Source organism: Hydrogenophaga taeniospiralis CCUG 15921 (genome assembly GCF_001592305.1).
GTDB lineage: Bacteria > Pseudomonadota > Gammaproteobacteria > Burkholderiales > Burkholderiaceae_C > Hydrogenophaga > Hydrogenophaga taeniospiralis.
Genome location: NZ_BCWR01000004.1, coordinates 162505 through 180762, shown reverse-complemented (window position 1 = coordinate 180762; position 18258 = coordinate 162505). Strand labels below are relative to the sequence as shown.

Below are 18258 nucleotides of genomic sequence, written 5' to 3'. Positions count from 1 at the left end.
GTGTGAGACGTTTCAAGCGTCTTTGGGGGTGTCGAGCGGGAGGTCGATCATGAAGACCGCTCCCTCGTTGGGTTCGGAGTGCACGCTGATCTGGCCATGGGCGGCTTCCACCACGTTCTTGCAGAAGGTCAGGCCCAGGCCGCTGCCGGCGCCCACCTGGGTGGAGAAAAAGGGTTCAAAGATGCGATGCAGCTTCTCGTATGGAATGCCCACGCCGTTGTCGGAGACGGCAATGCGTCCCTTGCCATGGTGCAGACCCACCTGTACGCGCAAGTCGCCCGGTTGGGGCGCAGTCCCCCCGGAGGCCAGCGAATGCAGGGCGTTCTTCATCAGATTGGTGAGTACCTGGGCAAACAAGGGCCGAGAACCCAGAAAACAGAAGTCCTGCTGAATAAACACCTGCACGCAGTCGCGTTCACGGGATGAGCGGTAAGGGTAGTGGCCAACCAGCTCGTTCACCAGCTCGGCGGCCATGATGGCGGACTGCTCGCGCGGCAGGCGCAGCAGCTGAGCGTTGGAGATCTGGGTGTCGATCTGGCGGTTCATGCTGCGCACCAGGTTCTGCAGCCGCCCGGAGAGTTCTTCGATCTTCTTGCGCTTGTTTTCGGGCACGTCGTGCTGCACCAGGTTGCGCAACACATCGCCCATCAGATTCACGGTGGCCAATGGCGTGCGCAGTTCGTGCGCCATCACGCCCATGGTGCTGAGCGTGTTGAACAGGCGCGCGCGACGCAGGTTGGCGCTGGAAAACCCCAGCATCACGCCCATGACGCTTCCGAAGGCGATCACGACGATGTTTGCGAGGGGCTCGCGCCAGGGGGCACTGTTCGCATGCATCAGCCCCGCGGTGGCCCAGCCCGCGAGCCCGCCCGTGATCAGGCCCAGCGAGGCAATGCGCCAGTCGGTCGCGTGGTAATAGATCAGGATCATGGCGGTCAGGCTGGCCAGCCAGACCTGGTTGCCGCTGTTCATGCAGTACATCCAGGTGAAAAACCAGGGCAGCTGGATCCAGGTCGCCACACTGAACAGCCAGCCGCTTTGCTGGGAGGCCGGCTCTTTGTAAATGGCGGGCAACAGATACAGCAGAGCCAGCAGCGCCATGGTGGCACGCACGCCGAAGTTCTCATAGGGCTGGGGCAACCACCGTCCCCATATCCAGGCAAAAATGACATGCCCGAAGAAGGTGAACGCGCCGATCCAGATCAACCGGTTGCTGGATGGGTGCAAAATAGGCTCCAGCGGGGCGCGGATGATCTCGTCCAGCACCCACTGCCAGAGTCGGGCTCTGGCACTTTGAACCCACAAACGGTCCATCGGCAACATGTACTCCTTCAGCAAAGACAGCCAACAGGCCGTGACATTCCCCCCACTGTCACTGTTGCAATGCATTGTCCGTGCAACAGCGTGCAACGCGCCATGACGTTGCCTGTCAACTTTGACAGTGTTGGCGTAGACGCCATTCTGGCCGATTGGGTCTGCGCGCTGCAGGAGCAGGGCGTGGAAGCGGTGGTGGTGTTGGGCCCCAATCCCATGGCGGGGAGCGACGAGCGCGATGTGCTGGCGGTGCATCCTCCACGGCTGCTCGGACCCGCCACTGCGCTGGCCGAGAGCCAGGACTTTGGCGCCAGCTGGCGTGAAAGCGACGCGCCGCTGGTGGCTTGGCAAGACATTTCCAAATCGGCCTTTGAACAAAGCGGCCGCTGGCGCCGCCTTTGGCTGGCCCATGGGCACCAGACCCTGGTGCGGGTGGCCTTCAGCCTGCCCGCCGGTCGGGCCTTCGAATGCTTCATGTTCAGCCCACGCGCCTTTGCCGATCGCTCGGAAGCTGCGGTGCTGGCCTGGTCGGCCTACAACGTCTGGCCCATGCTCCGGCGCGCCATTGCCGAGCAGCGGGTCAGCCTGAGTCCACGCGAGCTGGAAAGCCTCAACCTGGCGTTTGAAGGGCTCACGGCGCGCGAGACCGCGCAGCGGATGGATTGCTCCGAGCGCACCGTGAACTACCACCTGGCCAATGCCATGGCCAAGCTGCAGACCGACAACAAGCTGGCGGCCGTGCAGCGCGCCTGCTGGATCGGCCTGATCTGAGCCCCTGGTCGCAGCCCGGTCGGATGCTGCACCGCCACAAGTTCACGGTTGTCGCGTGGTCATAATGCGACCATGACTTTTCTGGCCCTGGACGTTGGGAACACCCGCCTGAAATGGGCACTCTACGACGCACCCCGTGTGGGCGCGCGGCTGTTGGCCCATGGTGCGCAGTTCCTGGAGAACATCGAAAAGCTGGCCGAAGGTGACTGGCACGCACTGCCCGCACCGCAATGGGTGGTGGGCTGCATCGTGGCGGGGGACGCGGTCAAGCGCCGGGTGCAGGAGCAACTGGAACTGTGGGACGTGGCGCCGCAGTGGGTGGTCTCCAGCCTCAGCGAAGCGGGCGTGATCAACGGATACGACCACCCGGCGCGCCTGGGGTCGGACCGCTGGGTTGCCATGATCGGTGCGCGCCAGCGCCTGCTGGCCCGGGGGCCGGCGCGTCCCTGTGTGGTGGTGATGGTGGGCACGGCGGTCACGGTCGAGGCCATCGACGCCGAGGGCCGCTTCCTGGGCGGCATCATTCTGCCGGGGCACGGCATCATGCTGCGCGCACTGGAGTCGGGCACGGCTGGCCTGCATGTGCCCACCGGCGACGTGCGCGACTTTCCCACCAACACCAGCGACGCGCTCACCAGTGGCGGCACCTTCGCCATCGCGGGCGCCGTGCAGCGCATGGTGGAGAACCTGCAGCGCCACTGCGGCGAGCCGCCGGTGGTGTTCATGACCGGCGGTGCGGGCTGGAAAATGGCGCCCAGCATGTCCACCCCCTGCGAGCTGGTGGACAGCCTGATCTTCGACGGCCTGCTGGAAATCGCGAGTAGAAGAGTGGGGTGACTTCACCCCACCCCCCCCGCGCCGCTTGAGGCGTCACCCCCCAAGGGGGGCGATGCCTGTGGCCTGGCAAAGCCAGTTCCACGGCATCCTGGGCTGAGCTTCCCCTCCGGCGTGAAGTGCCCTCAATCAGGGCACCGCGGAACCGGCTTTGCCGGGCCGCCAGTGCCGCCCCCTGGGGGGTGACGCCGCAGGCGGCGCGGGGGGAGGGTCAATCCCGTCCCCAAGGCAACATCAGCGTCAGCGTGAGCAGCCGGGCAAATTCCGGCGTGAACTGGTCAATGATGCGCTGCGGGTCGGGGCACAGGGTGGTGTCGGCGATCACGCCGAATTGCACACCACCGCCATAGCTGAGGATGGACACGCCCAGACCCACCGTGCCGGACTGCGGCACCCAGAACATGGTCTGCTCCAGCGTGGCGCCGCACAGCTTCATCTTGTGGGCCGGGCCGGGCACGTTGGTCATGACGGCCGTGGTCTTGCGCCCAAACAGGCTGAGCATCGCGTCCTGCGCGGGTTTGACCAGCAGGCCGGCCACCGACAGCAGGCCAAAGGTCAGCAAGGGTTGCAGGCTGCCCTTGAGGTCGTTCATGCGCTCACGCACGGCGAACACGCGCTCGATCGGGTTGTCGATGCCGATGGGCAGCACCAGCGGCACCAGCCCAAAACGGTTGCCCAGCTTCCAGGCGTCTGCCATCGGGCGCAGATTGATCGGCACCATGGCGCGGATTTCCTGGCCCTGGGTGTTGTCGCCGTGGGCGCGCAGGTAGGCGCCGATGGCGCCGGCCACGCAGCTGAGGAGCACGTCGTTGACCGAGCAGTTCAAGGCCTTGCCGATGGCCTTGACCTCGTCGAGCGGGATGGGCTCGCACCAGGCGACGCGCTTGGCGCGTCCAGGCTGGCCCTTGAGGCGGGTCGGCGAGTCGTCGGGCATGAGCGCCAGTGCGGCCAGATCGCTGGCGAGCTGGCCGCCCATGCGGGCCAGTTCCATCGCCTGCCCGAGGGTGTCGTTCAGACCCTGCTGGGGCGCGGCCAGCAGCGCCAGTGACTTGGCCGCGCCGCCGCCCGCCACTTCCAGCGCTCGCGCGGTCAGATCGCCCAGGGGACGGATCAGCGTGTCGGCCACCCAGTCCTCGGCCGCGTCCAGGCCCGCCCTGGGCGGCTTGGTCTTCTTGCGCTGCGGAGGCAGGGCGCCGCCGTCGACCAGACTCATCATCACGCTGATCAAGGCAATGCCGTCGGCGATGCAGTGGTGGATGCGTGCGATCAGCGCCGAGCCGCCGTCGTACTGCTCGATCAGTTCAAACTGCCACAGCGGGTACTGGTGGTCCAGTGGCTGCATCGCGAGCTCGGCCACCCGGTCCTGCAGCGCGTCCTGTTCGCTCTGGCCGCGTTGGCGCGTGAGGGTGTGGGTGACCACATGGCGCTCCAGGCGGAAGTCGGTGTCGTCCATCCAGTGCGCGCCCGCGGCGTCTTCGCGGGCCACTTGCACAAAGCGGCGGTAGGGCAGCAGGCGCTCGCGCACGCGCTCGGCCAGCGCCGCGTGGGTGATGCCGGGGCGCAGGATCCAGACCCCGACGATCATCATCAGGTTGGATGGCGAGTCCATGCGCAGCCAGGCGGTGTCGACCTTGCTCATGCGCTCACCCTCCAGCCCCAGCGTGCTGGCCAGTGTCTGCACGGCGCTGCGGGTGATGAGGGGGGGTGACTTCTTTCGGGGACTTTTCCGTGCCGCGGACGGCGGGACCACCGCCGAGGCAGTGGCGGCTGGGGCAACGCGCTGGACCATGTCATCTCCGGTGGCCTGGGGCCTCACGGCGCCGCCAGGGGCGGGTGTGGGCTCGGCATGTTGTGGGTGTTTATGTCTATTTTGCCGGGAGGGCAACCCGTAAGATACCGGGCCAGCCCTGATGCCGCGTGGTATTTGCGACGCATCGGGCGCCTTCAGCCCACCACCAGGAGACCCTGCATGTCCGATCTCAAGACCCGTTTCGATGCCGCCGTGGCCAACTCCAAGAACCTCAGCGAGCGCCCTGATAACGCCACGCTGTTGAAGATCTATGCGCTGTACAAGCAGGCCACCGCGGGCGACAACGCCGAGAAGAAACCCGGCTTCGGCGACATGGTGGGGCGCGCCAAATGGGACGCGTGGAACGGGCTCAAGGGCACTTCGGGCGACGACGCGATGCAGCAGTACGTCGACCTGATCGAATCACTGAGCTGAAAATCACCCCCGCCGCGCTGCCTATGAGCGCGCTCAGGCCTTTTTCTTTTTGGCCGCTGATTTGCTTGCGGGTTTTTTCGCGGCCAGCAGTTCGTCGAGGTTTTTCACGATCTCGCCTTCAATGCGGTCCTTGAAGGCTCCGAGCAGAAAACCCAGTTTGGCGTCGAGTTCGAAGTGGTCGTCCGACACCCGAAGCGTGCCGCTCACACCGGTGCGGCTGAATTGCACTTCGTCGCAGTCGCCGCCTTCTTCGTAGGTGCAGCTCATGTCGAACTCGGCTTCGGCCTGTTCGGCCCATTTCCAGGCCACCTTGCGTGCGCCGGCCAGGCCCAGGTGGTGATCGCGTCGGATGTGGATGTCGGCCATGAATAGTTCCGTGGATGTGAATCGTCAGGGGCGGTCGGCCGGGGCGGGGACCGCTTGTCCCGCCGCTACCGTTGCCTCGCTCGGGGTGGACAGTTGTCGCAGCGCCGCGTGCCGCTCTTCCAGCGGTTGTTGCGCCAGCGCGCGCACCGCATCATAAAACCGACGGAAGTCCCGGCCCTGGTGCTCGAACAGGGCTTCAAAACCCGGCACCAGGGTGTCGTACGCGGCCTGGGCGCCAAAACTGGCGTTGTTGGCGCGAGCGACCCAGGCGTCGTAGCCGGCGTAACCGTTCCAGCGCTGCCGGAGTGTCTGGTAGGTCTGGCGGAAGTCGTCCATCGTCGCGGACTTGCGGCGCGCCTTTTCGGCGTCGTCGAGGGCGGTGTCGGCATAGATGCCTTCCAGCCGTTGCCGCACCGCGAAGGTGAGGGCACGGAACTCGCGCCTCCGCGCATCGAAGGCCGCGTATTCGCGGCGCGCAGCGTCGCTGGCATGGTGCGTCAGCCAGCGCTCGCCGCCCAGGCGTTCGACCGCGGTGGCGAACGACTCGTTGAACACCATGTCGCCTTTTGCATAGAGCACCTGATGGGCCAGCTCGTGGAACACGATGCGCGCCAGTTCACCTTCGGGGTAGCCGATGAAGGTGTTGAGCAACGGATCGCCGCCGGCCCAGTTCATCCAGCCCAGCGTGGAGTAGGCCGGCACCGGATACACCACGGACTCCAGTTCCTCGGGCAGGCTTCGGGCGAAGGCCTGCGCCTGGGCTTCGTCGAAATAGCCACGGTAGCCCACACAGCCGACCACGGGGAAGCACCAGCTCTGTAGCGTCAGCGACAGCGCAGGGGCGGCCACCACGTTGTAGACGGCGGCGCGGCGGTGCAGATCGGCGTAGCGGTGGTAACTGGCGTTGTCGGGCAAGGCCAGTTCGGCTGCGGCGAAGTGCCGGATGCGCTGGGCCAGGGCCAGCCGCTGGCGCAGCGCGGGTGGGGTCTGTGCATCGTCGAGCCAGTCCTGCAGCGGGCGGGCGGCCCGCATGATCTGCAGATGGCCCGAGACCGATTGCCAGTAATAGCCCACGCCGGTGCCGGGGCTCGCGCAGCCCGACAGGCCGGGTGCCAGCACGACCAGCAGACCGACGAGGCTGAACAGGGCGCGCACGGACGACACGGGCGCCGCTTTCAGGAGCCGGTTGCGACGCCGGCCACTTCCACCAGACAGTCGTAGAACACCGGGCCGCGGCCCAGGTCGGTCAACCGCTGGCTGGTCACCTGGTTGACGTTGGTGCCGGCCGGGCCGAGCTTGCGCCACCAGATGCCCAGGCCATTGACCACGCCGGGGCGCGCGCGTGGCGACACCTTGGCCTTGCAGCGGTACTCCCCCCGGTCGTTGAAGATGCGCACCATCTGGCCGCTGGCGATGCCGCGGGCCTGGGCATCGTCGGCGTGGATCTCCAGCACCGGTTCGCCTTCGATGTCGCGCAGGCTTTTCACGTTGACGAAGCTGGAGTTGAGGAAGTTGCGTGCGGGCGGCGAGATCATGGCCAGCGGGTAGCGCGCGCTGCTGCCGGCGACCTCGTGGTTGGGCAGGTGGTCGGGCAGACCGTCCAGGCCCTGGGCCGCCAGTCGAGCGCTGAAAAACTCGCAGCGACCCGACGCCGTCGGGAAACCGCCCTGGGCGAACGGTGCCTCGGGCAGGGGCAGGGTGGCGAAACCGTGTTCCAGCAATTGATCGAAGTCCACCGCGTCGCCGAACACGGTGCGGCACAGGGCCTCATCGCTGTCCTGGAAGCAGGGCTCGTCGAAGCCCATGCGCCGCGCCAGCTGGCGGAACACCTCGGTGTTGGGCCGCGCCTGCCCGACCGGAGCGATGGCGGGCCGGTTGAGCAACACGTCGGTGTGGCCGTAGCTGGTGTGGATGTCCCAGTGCTCCAGCTGGGTGGTGGCGGGCAGGATGTAGTCCGCCAGGTCGGCGGTGTCGGTCTGGAAATGCTCCAGCACCACGGTGAACAGGTCTTCGCGCGCGAAGCCCTGCACCACCTGGCCCGACTCGGGCGCCACCGCCACCGGGTTGCTGTTGTAGACGATCAGCGCCTCGATCTTCGGGCCGAAGGCTGCCGAGGTCTCGCGCAGCAGGTCGTCGCCGATGGTGACCATGTTGATGGTGCGCGGGGTGCGGCCCGCCAGCAGGTCGGGCCGGTGCAGCGCCGCCCGGTCCACCGGGAAATGGCCCGAGGCCGACAGCAGCAGGCCACCCGCCCGGTGCCGCCATGCGCCCACCAGCGCGGGCAGGCAGGCGATGGCGCGCACCGCGTTGCCGCCACCGCGCACGCGCTGCATGCCGTAGTTCAGCCGGATCGCCGCGGGTTTCGTTGTGCCATAGGCGCGCGCCAGGTCGGTGATCTGTTGCACCGGGATGCCGCAGACCTCGGCGGCGCGCTCGGGTGGCCACTGCAGGGCGCGTTCGCGCAGGCCTTCCCAGCCCAGGGTGTGCTGTTCGATGTAATCGTGGTCCAGCCAGTCGTGCACAATCAGTTCATGCATCAGCGCCAGCGCCAGCGCGGCGTCGGTGCCCGGGCGCAGGGCGATGTGTTCGTGGCACTTGTCGGCGGTTTCGGAGCGGCGCGGGTCGATGCAGACCAGCCGCGCGCCGTTGCGTTTGGCCTGCTGCGCCAGGCGCCAGAAGTGCAGGTTGCTGGCGATGGAGTTGCTGCCCCAGATCAGGATCAGTTGGGCTTCGGCGAAAAACTCGACCTTCATGCCCACCTTGCCGCCCAGGGTGTGGGTCAGGCCTTCGCCGCCCGCGGTGGCGCAGATGGTGCGGTCCAGGTGCGAGGCGCCGAGCCGGTGGAAAAACCGCGCGGCCATGCCCTCGCTCTGCACCTGACCCATCGTGCCCGCGTAGCTGTAGGGCAGGATGGCCTGCGGGTCGCGTGAGGCAATGATCTTGAGCCGGGCAGCGATGCCGTCCAACGCTTCGTCCCAGCCCACGGGTTCAAACCGGCCGCTGCCCTTGGGACCGACGCGCCTGAGCGGTTGCAGGATGCGCTCGGGGTGGTAACTGCGCTCGGTGTAGCGCGAGACCTTGGTGCACAGTGCACCATCGGTGTGCCGGTGCGCCGGGTTGCCCTGAACCCGCAAGGCCACGCCGTGGTTGACCGTGGTCAACAGGGCGCAGGTGTCGGGGCAGTCGTGTGGACAGGCGCCGCGCACCACGGAGTCCATCGGGTTCGTCGGGCCGCCGCCGCCGGGGGTCGGGGTGTCGATCATGGGTGTAAAAAAATGTTGTACGCTGGGCACTCCGTTGAGCACGGTTTTTGCAGAGCAGAAATCCGTCCCAAATCAGCATAGCAGGAGATTCAGTATGCAACGTCGCCAGGCACTTTCAACCGTGTGCAAGCTCGTGGGTTCATCGGCCTTGGGGGTGTGGGGAGGGGTGGCGCAGGCGCAAAGTCAGGGGGTGAGCGATACCGCCATCGTGCTGGGGCAGTCGGGGCCGTTCACGGGTCCGTCGGCCCAGCTGGGGCTGCAGTTCAACATCGGGGCTCAGCTGTATCTGGATCAGGTCAACGCTCAGGGCGGTGTGCATGGACGGCGCATCGAGATCCAGCGCCTGGACGATGGCTACGAGCCCGAGCGTTGCGTGGCCAACACCAAGCAGTTCATTGCCGACGGCGTGTTTGCCCTGTTCGGCTACGTGGGCACACCCACCAGCCTGGCCGCCCTGCCGCTGGCGACCGCAGCCAAGCTGCCCTTTTTTGCACCGTTCACCGGCGCGCAAGCCTTGCGTGAACCCTTCAACCGATACGTCATCCACGTGCGCGCCTCGTATTTCGAAGAAACCGCCGCCATCGTTCGCCAGGTCACTTCGGTCGGCATCAAGAAGGTGGCGGTGTTCTACCAGAACGATGCCTATGGCCAGGCCGGTCTCGAAGGTGTGCAGCGCGCGCTCAAGGCGCTGGACCTGGCCCCCACCGTGGTCGGAACCGTGGAGCGCAACAGCACCGACGTGGCCCAGGCGCTGAAGGCCATCCTGGCTGCCAAGCCCGAAGCCATCGTGCAGATCGGCGCCTACAAGGCCTGCGCCACCTTCATCCGTTTGGCGCGGCAGCAAGGGTACGGCGGCAATTTCTACAACGTCTCATTTGTGGGCACCCAGGCATTGCTCGACGAGCTGGGCTCCGTGGCGAAAGGGGTGTCGGTCAGTCAGGTGATGCCATTCCCCTATTCACCGGCCACCCCGCTGTCGGGCGAGTACCTGGCCGCGCTCAAGGACAAGCGGGGCCTGTCGCCGAACTACACGGGCATGGAGGGTTTCGTGGCGGCCAAGGTGCTGGTCGAGGCGCTCAAGCGCGCAGGTCGCGGCGTCACCCGTGAGGGCTTCATCGACGCCATCGACGGTTTGAAGAACGTGAACCTGGGCGGTTTTCCGATCGATTTCGGCCCGCAGAAGCACACTGGATCGCACTTCGTCGAGCTCACCCTGCTGACCGAAGACGGCCGCGTGCGGCGCTAGGGCGTCTGCCCCGCCGGGCAGCAGGGTTGTCGCCCGGCGGACCACCCGGTTGTGTTGCTTGGGTACCATGAGCGTCTGATTCATCGCCCTCAAGGTCCCCATGAAACTGATCGACTCCATCCTCACGCAGGCCGCCGGTATCGCCACCCTGCGGCGCGACATCCACGCCCACCCCGAGCTCTGTTTCGAGGAGGTGCGCACCGCCGACGTGGTGGCGCAGAAGCTGACCGAATGGGGCATACCGGTGCATCGCGGCATGGGCACGACCGGGGTGGTGGGCATCGTGCACGGCCGCGACGGCGGCGCCAGTGGGCGGGCGATCGGTCTGCGCGCGGACATGGACGCTTTGCCCATGCAGGAACACAACCACTTCGCCCATGCGAGCCAGCATGCCGGCAAGATGCACGCCTGCGGCCACGACGGCCACACCGCCATGCTGCTGGCCGCCGCACAGCATTTCGCGAAACACCGGAATTTCGATGGCACGGTCTACCTGATCTTCCAGCCGGCCGAAGAGGGCGGAGGCGGTGCGCGCGAGATGATCAAGGACGGCTTGTTCGAGCAGTTTCCGGTGGAGGCGGTGTTCGGCATGCACAACTGGCCGGGCCTGCCGGTGGGCAGTTTCGCCGCCAGCGCGGGGCCGGTGATGGCGTCGAGCAACGACTTTCGCATCGAGATCCGTGGCAAGGGCGCGCACGCCGCGTTGCCGCACAACGGCATCGACCCGGTGCCCGTGGCCTGCCAGATGGTGATGGCCTTCCAGACCATCATCACGCGCAACAAGAAGCCCTTGGACGCGGGCGTGATCTCCGTGACCATGATCCACACCGGCGAGGCCAACAACGTGGTGCCCGACCACTGCGTTATCCAGGGCACGGTGCGCACCTTCACCTACGAGGTGCTGGACCTGATCGAGCGCCGCATGCGGGAGATCGCCGAACACACCTGCGCGGCCTTTGGCGCGGGCTGCGAGTTCCACTTCCACCGCAACTACCCACCCACCGTCAACGACGCGGCGCAGACCGCGTTCGCGCGCGGCGTCATGGCCGACATCGTGGGCGCCGACCGGGTGCTGGACCAGGAGCCCACCATGGGCGCTGAGGATTTCGCCTACATGCTGCAGGCGCGGCCGGGCTGCTACGTCTTCATCGCCAACGGCGACGGCGTGCACCGCGACATGGGCCATGGCGACGGGCCCTGCATGCTGCACAACCCGAGCTACGACTTCAACGACGACCTGATTCCGCTGGGCGCGACCTACTGGGTGCGGCTGGCCGAACAGTGGTTGGGCCAGCCGCGCACCGAAGGCGCCGCGTGATCGGCCCGCAGCAGGGGTTTTCGCCCTCCTACGCCCGGGCGCGCGTGCAGTTCCTGGAGGGGGCCGCTGCGGCCGGCATGGCCATTCGCAGCCACAACCACCCGCTCCCGGGCCGGGATGGTGAAACGCTGGCGATGGACGTGGCGCTCGACGGCCCGGCCGATGCCCGGCGGTTGCTGATCGTCAGCAGCGCCTGCCACGGGGCCGAGGGCTATTGCGGTTCCGGCGTGCAGGTGTTTGCCACCCACGATGCCGAGTGGCGCGAGCACGCGCGGGCGGCCGGCGTGGCCGTGCTCTATATCCATGCGCTCAACCCCCATGGCTTCTCCTTCGTGCGCCGCGTGACGCATGAGAACGTGGACCTGAACCGCAATTTCCAGGATTTCTCGGGGCCCTTGCCCGGCAACCCGGCCTACGCGGACCTGCACGCCCTGCTGCTGCCCGAGACCTGGCCGCCCGGGCCCGACAACCAGAGCGCCATCGGCGCCTATATCGAGGCGCACGGGCTGTCGGCCTACCAGGCGGCGGTGACGCAGGGGCAGCACCGGTTTCCCGGCGGGATGTTCTTCGGCGGCACCTCGCCCACCTGGAGCAACCAGACCCTGCGCCAGGTGCTGCGCCAGCACGGCGGCCGGGCCCGGCACATCGCCTGGATCGATCTGCACACCGGCCTGGGGCCCAGCGGCGTGGGCGAGCGCATCTTCGCCTGCCGCGATGACGCTACCGCGCTGGCGCGTGCACGGGCCTGGTGGGGCGGTGGCGGGCAGACGCCGGTGACCTCCATCTACGACGGCTCCTCCACCTCGGCCCGGCTCAGCGGCCTGATGTGGGGCGCGGTCTACGAAGAGTGCGCGCAGGCCGAGTACACCGGCATCGCCATGGAGTACGGCACGGTGCCGATCATGGAGGTGATCGACGCCCTGCGGGGAGACCATTGGCTGCACCTGCACCCCGAGGCCCCGGCCGAGTTGCAGCGGGCCATCCGCCAGCGCATGAAGGAGGCGTTCTACGTGGACACCGACACCTGGCGCGCCCAGATCGTGGTGCAGGCGCGGCAGGCGCTGTTTCAGGCGGTCGATGGCTTGAAGGCGTCTACCCAGGGTTGACCGGATCGGGGTGGGTTGTCCGGGCGGCTGGGGCGTTGGCGGCCCTGCGTCCGAGAGGCGTTGGCCGGAAGCGCCCGGCCTCTCAGCCTTCCAGCGCCATGCGGGCCGAATCGGCGTACAGGTGCTCCATGGCGTCCAGCGGTTCGATGGCGGCCGCGCGCGCCATCAGCCGGGTCGCTTCCTCGCTGGCCCGATCACCGGCCAGCATCAGCAGGCCGTTGGCGTATTCGGCCAGTGTGATCGCCGAGCCGGGGTTCAGGGCCAGAGCGGTCTGGTACATCGAGAGCCCGGTGTCCTTACGCGCGCCGTAGGTCATGCCACCGATGAGCTCGCCCACCTTGTCGATCACCTCGGCGTGGAAGTTGGCCAGCGCCAGGTGGGCGTCGGCGTGGCGCGGGTTGAGCGCGATGGCGGTTTCGAGCGCGCGGCGCACCTTGCCGCCCAGGCCCCGGGCCAGTGCCTTGGCCACGCTGATGCCCTGGCTGTAGCGCCCGACCGCATAGGCCTGCCAGTACCAGGCGTTGGGATTGCGGGGTGCCGCCTTCTGCTGGGCTTCGGCCCGTTCGGCCGCGCCCAGCAGCAGGTCGAGCCGGGTCTGCTCCCGGGGTTCGATGTAGTGGGCGTAGATGCAGGTCGCCTTGTTGGCCAGCGTCCAGCCGGCGTCACCGAGCCGCAGACCGGCCTGCGCGGCCTGTTCGAATTCGCCGTTGTGAAAGTGCACCCAGGCGTCCAGCAGCGCCGGGTCTTCGGGCAGGGGTTCCGCGTCGCCCTGGTGCAGCCGGCCCCAGTGGGGCGTCAGGCTCGCGCTGTCGAATCGGTATGCACCGGCGTGGGGGCAACGGGTCCATTGGGCCATGGGATCTCCTTGCGCCGCGGTCACGCCGGGCTGTTGTAGGGACCGCTGAGCTGCAGCAGGTGCTGTCGCTGGTCGGCATCGAGGTAGGGGGCCAGCAGGTTGAGCACATGGTGGGCGCCGCGCATGAGCGCCTGCTGGGCCTGTTCGGGCTCCAGGGCGTGGCGTGGATCGCGCACGTATTCAAAGCTCAGCCAGTAGGTGAGCACCACCACCATGCAGTTGGCCGTGGGCTCCAGTTCGCGGGCGTCGATGTCCAGCCCCCCATGCCGGCTCATGCCGGCGAGCAGGGTGCGCACCGCGCGGGTCTTGTTCTTCAGCACGGTCTGGAAATGGGTTTCGAGCAGCCGGTTCTTGGACAGCAGGTCGTTGAGGTCCCGGTACAGGAAACGGTATTCCCAGATGAGCTCGAACAGCGAGTGCATGAAGAACCAGGCGTCCTCCACGTTGCGCACTCCATCGGAGGCGCCCAGCAGGTCGCCGAGCGCGCGCTCGTAGCGCTCGAACAGCGAGTTGATCAGCTCGTCCTTGGCCGGGTAGTGGTAGTACAGGTTGCCTGGGCTGATGCCGAGCTCGGACGAGATCAGCGTGGTCGAGACGTTGGGCTCACCGAAGCGGTTGAACAACTCCAGCGTGACCTCCAGGATGCGTTCGGCGGTGCGGCGGGGGGCTTTTTTCACCATGGGTCAGGCCCGCCTGGGCAGGGTCTGCAGGTGCTGCTGCAGGCGGTCGAGGGTGGCATGCAGTTGGTCCACCGCCCTTGGGGGTGAGGTCGCCGCCGGCAGGGCAGGGATCAGATGGCGCCCGGTGTCGTTGAGCGCCACCGGGTCCAGGGTCACGCCATGCCGGAGCAGGCGCGGTGCCAGTTCGGCCTGCCGCTCGCGCAGCATCTGTCGGGTCTGCTGGTAGGCATGTTCGGCCAGCTCGCGGCGCTGCCGGTAGCTGAAGGTGTTGGCGAAAAACAGTTCGGCGTCCCGCTGGTCGGGTTCGATGAGCACGATGTCCGTGTGCGGGTACGCGCGTTCGTAGTGCTTCATGCCCAGCGCCAGCCGCGAATGGATCATGGAGCGGAAGGTCTGGCTCATCACCGTGGGCAGGCCGCCTTCGACCAGCGACGGGATGCGGCGGGAGCGGCCTTCCTGGGGCGCCGCATGGAAGGGCACCAGCGGGTTCAGGCACAGCAGCAGGTCCACCCCTTCGTCGAGCGCCACGGTGGCGTGCAGGGTCTTCTTGAGCGCGCCGTCCACGTAATGCTTGCCCTCGATGTTCACCGGCGGAAACAACCCAGGCAGGGCAGCACTGGCCTGGATGGCGCGAGAGATCGGAACGTGGTCCCAGCCGGGCCGTCCGAATGGCGCCGCTTCGCCGGTGTCGAGCTGGGTGGCCACCAGGGTCAGGCGCGCGCGCAGCTGGCGAAAGTCGTTGCTGCGGCCGGGCTTGTTGAACAGGTGCTCGATCTGGCGGTGGATGTCTTCGTTGTCGAGCACGCCGGTGGGCAGCACCGCACCCAGCGGTTCGAAGGCATTGGTCAGCGACCGGCCCTGCACTCCCCAGGCCCACAAGGCCTCGCCCAGCAGACCGGGCAGGCGCCGCAGTCGGCCCCCCATCTCGGCCCAGGCGGGTTTCAGGAGCAGCGAGGGGTCGAAGCTCTCTTCCGTGGGGCGGTCTTCGATAAAGGCGTGGCAGAGCTGGTGCGGCGTCAGGCCATTGGCCAGCCCGGCGGCGATGAAGCCGCCCGCCGACACGCCCACGTAGTGATCAAAACCGTTGAAGTCGATCCCCTGCAGGCAGTCGTCCAGGGCGCACAGGGCGCCGATTTCGTAGATCGCGCCGAGCGGGCCGCCGCCTGCGAGCGCCAGCGCGGTGCGGGGGCGGGTGGGCTGGGACGCGTGGGGGCGCGCCGCTTGCGCGGCAGATCGGCCAGGGGCTTTGCGGGGAGGCGTCATGCGTTCGAGTGTAGACCGCAGGGGTGGGTGGGATTGCTGCGTCGCAGCAAATGTGACAGGCATGAAAAAGGGGCGCCTGGCGCCCCTCGGGTGGCGGCGCGATACGCCGCCCATTCAGCTCTCAGATGCTCAGGCGGCCTTGGCGCGGCTGGGGGTCTTGCGTGCGGCGGGCTTGGCCACCTTGGCCGGGGCCGCCTTGCGTGCCGTGGGTTTCGCCGCCGCCTTGGGGGCTGCCGGCGTCTTGGGGCTCAGGCGTTGCACATGCTGGTTCAGCGTATCGATGCGCTCCATCAGGGTCTCGATGTCGCGCGCCGACGGCACGCCCAGCTTGTTCAGCGCTTTGGCCACGCGGTCTTCAAAGAGATTCTCCAGCTTGTCCCACTGGCCCGCGGCCTTGGCGGAAATGTCGGTCGCCATGCTGCTCATGCGGTTGGAGGCTTCGGAGATGCGCTCTTCGGCCACGGCCTGGGTCTTGCGCTGGATCGACAGGCCTTCCTTGACCAGGGACTCAAAGGCCTTGCCGCCTTCGGCCTGGGCCTTGGAGAACGCGCCCAGACCGGCGAGCCAGATTTGCTGGGCCGAATCCTTGATCGCGCCCGACAGCGGCGAGTTGAAGGGGGTGCCGGCTTTGGCGGCGGTGCTGGACTTCTGGATTTTCTTGACCATGTGGGACTCCATTGATGGGAAAAGAGGGATGCGGGGCATGGGCTCGGCCCACGGCGTGAAAGCACTGTACGTGCCGCGTGCGGGGGCTGTGTAGGGGCGCGCGACTAATCCTCGGGCGGCCAAACACGGGTTTCTGCGGAATCGTTTGCACCTGCCGTTGGGGAAGAATGGCGGGTTGTTGAAAACCCCGAACCACACGCTCAGGAGAACCTCGATGCATTACTTCGTCACCGGTGCCACCGGTTTCATCGGCAAACGCCTTGTCAAAAAACTGCTGGAGCGCAAGGGCTCGGTGGTGCATTACCTGATCCGCCAGGAGAGTGCGGGCAAGGTGACCGGGCTGCGCGAATACTGGGGTGTGAGCACCGCGCGCGCCGTGCCGGTGTACGGCGACCTGACCGCGAAGAAGCTGGGGGTGAGCGCTGACGCGGTGAAGGCCCTCAAGGGGCAGATCGACCACTTCTACCACCTCGCCGCCGTGTACGACTTGGAGGCCGATGCCGAGAGCCAGATCGCGGTCAACATCGATGGCACGCGCAACACGGTGGAATTCGCCCGGACCATCGGGGCCGGCCACTTCCACCACGTGTCGTCCATTGCCGCCGCGGGTTTGTACGAGGGCGTGTTCCGCGAGGACATGTTCGAGGAAGCGGAGAACTACGAGCACCCGTACTTCATGACCAAGCACGAGAGCGAGAAGATCGTGCGCACCGAATGCAAGCTGCCGTGGACGGTGTACCGCCCGGCCGCGGTGGTGGGCGACAGCCGCACCGGTGAGATGGACAAGATCGACGGCCCGTACTATTTCTTCAAGCTGATCCAGCGCATGCGCCAGATCCTGCCGCCGTGGATGCCCAGCGTGGGCCTGGAGGGCGGGCGCATCAACATCGTGCCGGTGGACTTCGTGGTCGATGCGCTGGACCACATCAGCCACCAGAAACGCAGCAGCGGCGCCTGCTTCCACCTGGTCGACCCAATGGGCTACCGCGTGGGCGATGTGCTGGACATTCTGAGCAAGGCCGCGCACGCGCCCAAGATGAACCTGTTCATCAACGCCGCGCTGATGGGCTTCATCCCCAAGAGCGTGAAGAAGGGCCTGATGGCGCTGGCGCCGGTGCGCCGCGTCTACCGCGCGGTGATGCAGGACCTCGGGCTGCCCGAAGACATGATGACCTTCGTCAACTACCCCACGCGCTTCGACTGCCGCGACACGCTGGCCGCGCTCAAGGGCAGCGGCATCGCCTGCCCCAACCTCAAGGACTACGCCTGGCGGCTCTGGGACTATTGGGAACGCCACCTCGACCCCGATCTGCACATCGACCGCAGCTTGAAAGGCACGGTGGCGGGCAAGGTGGTGCTGGTCACCGGCGGCAGCTCGGGCATCGGCCTGGCGGCGGCGCACAAGTTCGCCGAGGCCGGCGCGGTAACGATCATCTGCGGGCGCGATCAGGACAAGCTCGACGAGGCCTGCAAGGAGGCCAAGGACAAGGGCTACCAGTTCATCGCCTACCCGGCCGACATCGCCGACATGGCCGATGCCGACCGTTTCGTGAAGCTGCTGATCGAGAACCACGGGGGCGTGGACTTCCTGATCAACAACGCCGGCCGCTCGATCCGCCGCGCCATCGAAGGCAGTTACGACCGCTTCCACGATTTCGAGCGCACCATGCAGCTCAACTACTTCGGCTGCCTGCGCGTGACCATGGGCCTGCTGCCGGGCATGGTGGCCAAGCGCAAGGGGCATGTGGTCAACATCAGCTCCATCGGCGTGCTGACCAACGCACCGCGTTTCAGCGCCTACGTGGCCAGCAAGGCCGCGCTGGACGCCTGGACCCGTTGCGCCAGCAGCGAGTTCGCCGACCAGGGCATCAGCTTCACCACCATCAACATGCCGCTGGTGCGCACGCCCATGATCGCGCCGACGCAGATCTACAAGAACGTGCCCACGCTCTCGCCCGAAGAAGCGGCCGACATGATCGCGCAGGCCTGCATCTTCAAGCCGGTGCGCATCGCCACGCGCCTGGGGGTCACCGGCCAGGTGCTGCATGCCTTCGTGCCACGCATCGCGCAGATCGTGATGAACACGAGCTTTCGCATGTTCCCGGACTCGTCGGCGGCGAAAGGGGAAAAAGGCGCGAAGTCGCAGCTGTCGCCGGAGGCGGTCGCCATGCAGCAGATGATGCGGGGGATTCACTTCTGAGGATATTCACCCACCCCTGCGGCGCTTTGTGCCACCCCCTCAAGGGGGCAACACCAGCGGCCCGGCAAAGCCGGTTCCGCAGTGTTTCTGGATTGAGGGGTTGGCGGGCGGTGCGACCTACAATTTGGTGGCCATCGTTTTTCACCAGCCC

Annotated in this window: 16 protein-coding genes; 7 read left to right on the top strand and 9 right to left on the bottom strand. The window is 67.0% G+C overall.

Annotated elements, in window-relative coordinates; translation table 11 throughout:
* Nucleotides 1-12: 12 nt before the first annotated feature.
* Nucleotides 13-1314 carry a sensor histidine kinase gene (locus tag HTA01S_RS04825; RefSeq protein ID WP_245638006.1) on the bottom strand — a complete coding sequence of 434 codons (1302 nt, stop codon included), beginning with the start codon at nt 1312-1314 and terminating at the stop codon, nt 13-15.
* Between the two features lie 102 nt (nt 1315-1416).
* On the opposite strand from HTA01S_RS04825, the gene HTA01S_RS04820 reads away from it, so the two are divergent.
* Nucleotides 1417-2085, top strand: a complete 669-nt coding sequence (locus tag HTA01S_RS04820) for a helix-turn-helix transcriptional regulator (protein ID WP_068167449.1) — start codon at nt 1417-1419, stop codon at nt 2083-2085.
* A gap of 72 nt (nt 2086-2157) precedes the next feature.
* A complete protein-coding gene (locus tag HTA01S_RS04815) occupies nt 2158-2922 on the top strand; it encodes a type III pantothenate kinase (protein WP_068167448.1) in 765 nt (254 codons plus the stop codon).
* Nucleotides 2923-3130: 208 nt separating this feature from the next.
* On the opposite strand, the gene HTA01S_RS04810 is transcribed toward HTA01S_RS04815, so the two are convergent.
* Nucleotides 3131-4558: a wax ester/triacylglycerol synthase family O-acyltransferase gene (locus HTA01S_RS04810; protein WP_068168094.1), complete on the bottom strand. Its 1428-nt coding sequence runs from the start codon at nt 4556-4558 to the stop codon at nt 3131-3133.
* Nucleotides 4559-4888: 330 nt separating this feature from the next.
* Here HTA01S_RS04810 and HTA01S_RS04805 point away from each other — a divergent pair, with 330 nt between their 5' ends.
* Complete coding sequence (locus HTA01S_RS04805) at nt 4889-5143, top strand: acyl-CoA-binding protein (RefSeq protein ID WP_068167447.1); 255 nt, start codon at nt 4889-4891, stop codon at nt 5141-5143.
* A gap of 33 nt (nt 5144-5176) precedes the next feature.
* Here HTA01S_RS04805 and HTA01S_RS04800 read toward each other — a convergent pair whose 3' ends face one another.
* The 3 genes from HTA01S_RS04800 to HTA01S_RS04790 are packed head-to-tail and all read right to left on the bottom strand — an operon-like array spanning nt 5177 to nt 8772.
* The gene (locus HTA01S_RS04800; protein WP_068167446.1) at nt 5177-5509 is read right to left on the bottom strand and encodes a polyhydroxyalkanoic acid system family protein; all 333 of its coding nucleotides are present in this window, start codon (nt 5507-5509) and stop codon (nt 5177-5179) included.
* A gap of 24 nt (nt 5510-5533) precedes the next feature.
* Nucleotides 5534-6664: an aminopeptidase gene (locus HTA01S_RS04795; protein ID WP_068168090.1), complete on the bottom strand. Its 1131-nt coding sequence runs from the start codon at nt 6662-6664 to the stop codon at nt 5534-5536.
* A gap of 20 nt (nt 6665-6684) precedes the next feature.
* Nucleotides 6685-8772 (bottom strand): molybdopterin-containing oxidoreductase family protein, encoded by a 2088-nt coding sequence (locus HTA01S_RS04790; RefSeq protein ID WP_245638005.1) that lies wholly within the window; start codon nt 8770-8772, stop codon nt 6685-6687.
* Nucleotides 8773-8866: 94 nt separating this feature from the next.
* On the opposite strand from HTA01S_RS04790, the gene HTA01S_RS04785 reads away from it, so the two are divergent.
* From HTA01S_RS04785 to HTA01S_RS04775, 3 genes are all read left to right on the top strand, one after another.
* Nucleotides 8867-10018: an ABC transporter substrate-binding protein gene (locus HTA01S_RS04785; protein WP_068167445.1), complete on the top strand. Its 1152-nt coding sequence runs from the start codon at nt 8867-8869 to the stop codon at nt 10016-10018.
* Nucleotides 10019-10118: 100 nt separating this feature from the next.
* Complete coding sequence (locus tag HTA01S_RS04780) at nt 10119-11336, top strand: M20 aminoacylase family protein (protein WP_068167444.1); 1218 nt, start codon at nt 10119-10121, stop codon at nt 11334-11336.
* Nucleotides 11333-12442 carry a M14 family metallopeptidase gene (locus HTA01S_RS04775; RefSeq protein WP_068167443.1) on the top strand — a complete coding sequence of 370 codons (1110 nt, stop codon included), beginning with the start codon at nt 11333-11335 and terminating at the stop codon, nt 12440-12442. Before HTA01S_RS04780 ends, HTA01S_RS04775 begins: the two co-directional genes overlap by 4 nt.
* A gap of 82 nt (nt 12443-12524) precedes the next feature.
* On the opposite strand, the gene HTA01S_RS04770 is transcribed toward HTA01S_RS04775, so the two are convergent.
* The 4 genes from HTA01S_RS04770 to HTA01S_RS04755 all read right to left on the bottom strand — a co-directional run bounded on the left by HTA01S_RS04770 (nt 12525) and on the right by HTA01S_RS04755 (nt 15907).
* The gene (locus HTA01S_RS04770) at nt 12525-13298 is read right to left on the bottom strand and encodes a tetratricopeptide repeat protein (protein WP_068167442.1); all 774 of its coding nucleotides are present in this window, start codon (nt 13296-13298) and stop codon (nt 12525-12527) included.
* Between the two features lie 20 nt (nt 13299-13318).
* On the bottom strand, nt 13319-13978 hold the full coding sequence (locus tag HTA01S_RS04765; RefSeq protein ID WP_068167441.1) for a TetR/AcrR family transcriptional regulator: 660 nt from the start codon (nt 13976-13978) through the stop codon (nt 13319-13321).
* Between the two features lie 3 nt (nt 13979-13981).
* Nucleotides 13982-15241, bottom strand: a complete 1260-nt coding sequence (locus HTA01S_RS04760) for a patatin-like phospholipase family protein (RefSeq protein ID WP_084235855.1) — start codon at nt 15239-15241, stop codon at nt 13982-13984.
* Between the two features lie 129 nt (nt 15242-15370).
* Nucleotides 15371-15907 (bottom strand): phasin family protein, encoded by a 537-nt coding sequence (locus HTA01S_RS04755; protein ID WP_068167440.1) that lies wholly within the window; start codon nt 15905-15907, stop codon nt 15371-15373.
* A gap of 214 nt (nt 15908-16121) precedes the next feature.
* Between HTA01S_RS04755 and HTA01S_RS04750 the strand changes: the two genes are divergently transcribed.
* On the top strand, nt 16122-18107 hold the full coding sequence (locus HTA01S_RS04750) for an SDR family oxidoreductase (RefSeq protein WP_068167439.1): 1986 nt from the start codon (nt 16122-16124) through the stop codon (nt 18105-18107).
* Nucleotides 18108-18258: the final 151 nt, after the last annotated feature.

What these genes read in the sequence shown, in the direction of transcription:
- HTA01S_RS04785 (WP_068167445.1), top strand. Translation starts at nt 8,867, where the DNA reads ATGCAACGTCGCCAGGCACTTTCAACCGTGTGCAAGCTCGTGGGTTCA.
- HTA01S_RS04815 (WP_068167448.1), top strand. Translation starts at nt 2,158, where the DNA reads ATGACTTTTCTGGCCCTGGACGTTGGGAACACCCGCCTGAAATGGGCA.
- HTA01S_RS04750 (WP_068167439.1), top strand. Translation starts at nt 16,122, where the DNA reads ATGCATTACTTCGTCACCGGTGCCACCGGTTTCATCGGCAAACGCCTT.
- HTA01S_RS04780 (WP_068167444.1), top strand. Translation starts at nt 10,119, where the DNA reads ATGAAACTGATCGACTCCATCCTCACGCAGGCCGCCGGTATCGCCACC.
- HTA01S_RS04805 (WP_068167447.1), top strand. Translation starts at nt 4,889, where the DNA reads ATGTCCGATCTCAAGACCCGTTTCGATGCCGCCGTGGCCAACTCCAAG.
- HTA01S_RS04810 (WP_068168094.1), bottom strand. Translation starts at nt 4,558, where the DNA reads ATGAGCAAGGTCGACACCGCCTGGCTGCGCATGGACTCGCCATCCAAC.
- HTA01S_RS04760 (WP_084235855.1), bottom strand. Translation starts at nt 15,241, where the DNA reads ATGACGCCTCCCCGCAAAGCCCCTGGCCGATCTGCCGCGCAAGCGGCG.
- HTA01S_RS04790 (WP_245638005.1), bottom strand. Translation starts at nt 8,772, where the DNA reads ATGATCGACACCCCGACCCCCGGCGGCGGCGGCCCGACGAACCCGATG.
- HTA01S_RS04755 (WP_068167440.1), bottom strand. Translation starts at nt 15,907, where the DNA reads ATGGTCAAGAAAATCCAGAAGTCCAGCACCGCCGCCAAAGCCGGCACC.
- HTA01S_RS04770 (WP_068167442.1), bottom strand. Translation starts at nt 13,298, where the DNA reads ATGGCCCAATGGACCCGTTGCCCCCACGCCGGTGCATACCGATTCGAC.
- HTA01S_RS04765 (WP_068167441.1), bottom strand. Translation starts at nt 13,978, where the DNA reads ATGGTGAAAAAAGCCCCCCGCCGCACCGCCGAACGCATCCTGGAGGTC.
- HTA01S_RS04800 (WP_068167446.1), bottom strand. Translation starts at nt 5,509, where the DNA reads ATGGCCGACATCCACATCCGACGCGATCACCACCTGGGCCTGGCCGGC.
- HTA01S_RS04820 (WP_068167449.1), top strand. Translation starts at nt 1,417, where the DNA reads ATGACGTTGCCTGTCAACTTTGACAGTGTTGGCGTAGACGCCATTCTG.
- HTA01S_RS04825 (WP_245638006.1), bottom strand. Translation starts at nt 1,314, where the DNA reads ATGGACCGTTTGTGGGTTCAAAGTGCCAGAGCCCGACTCTGGCAGTGG.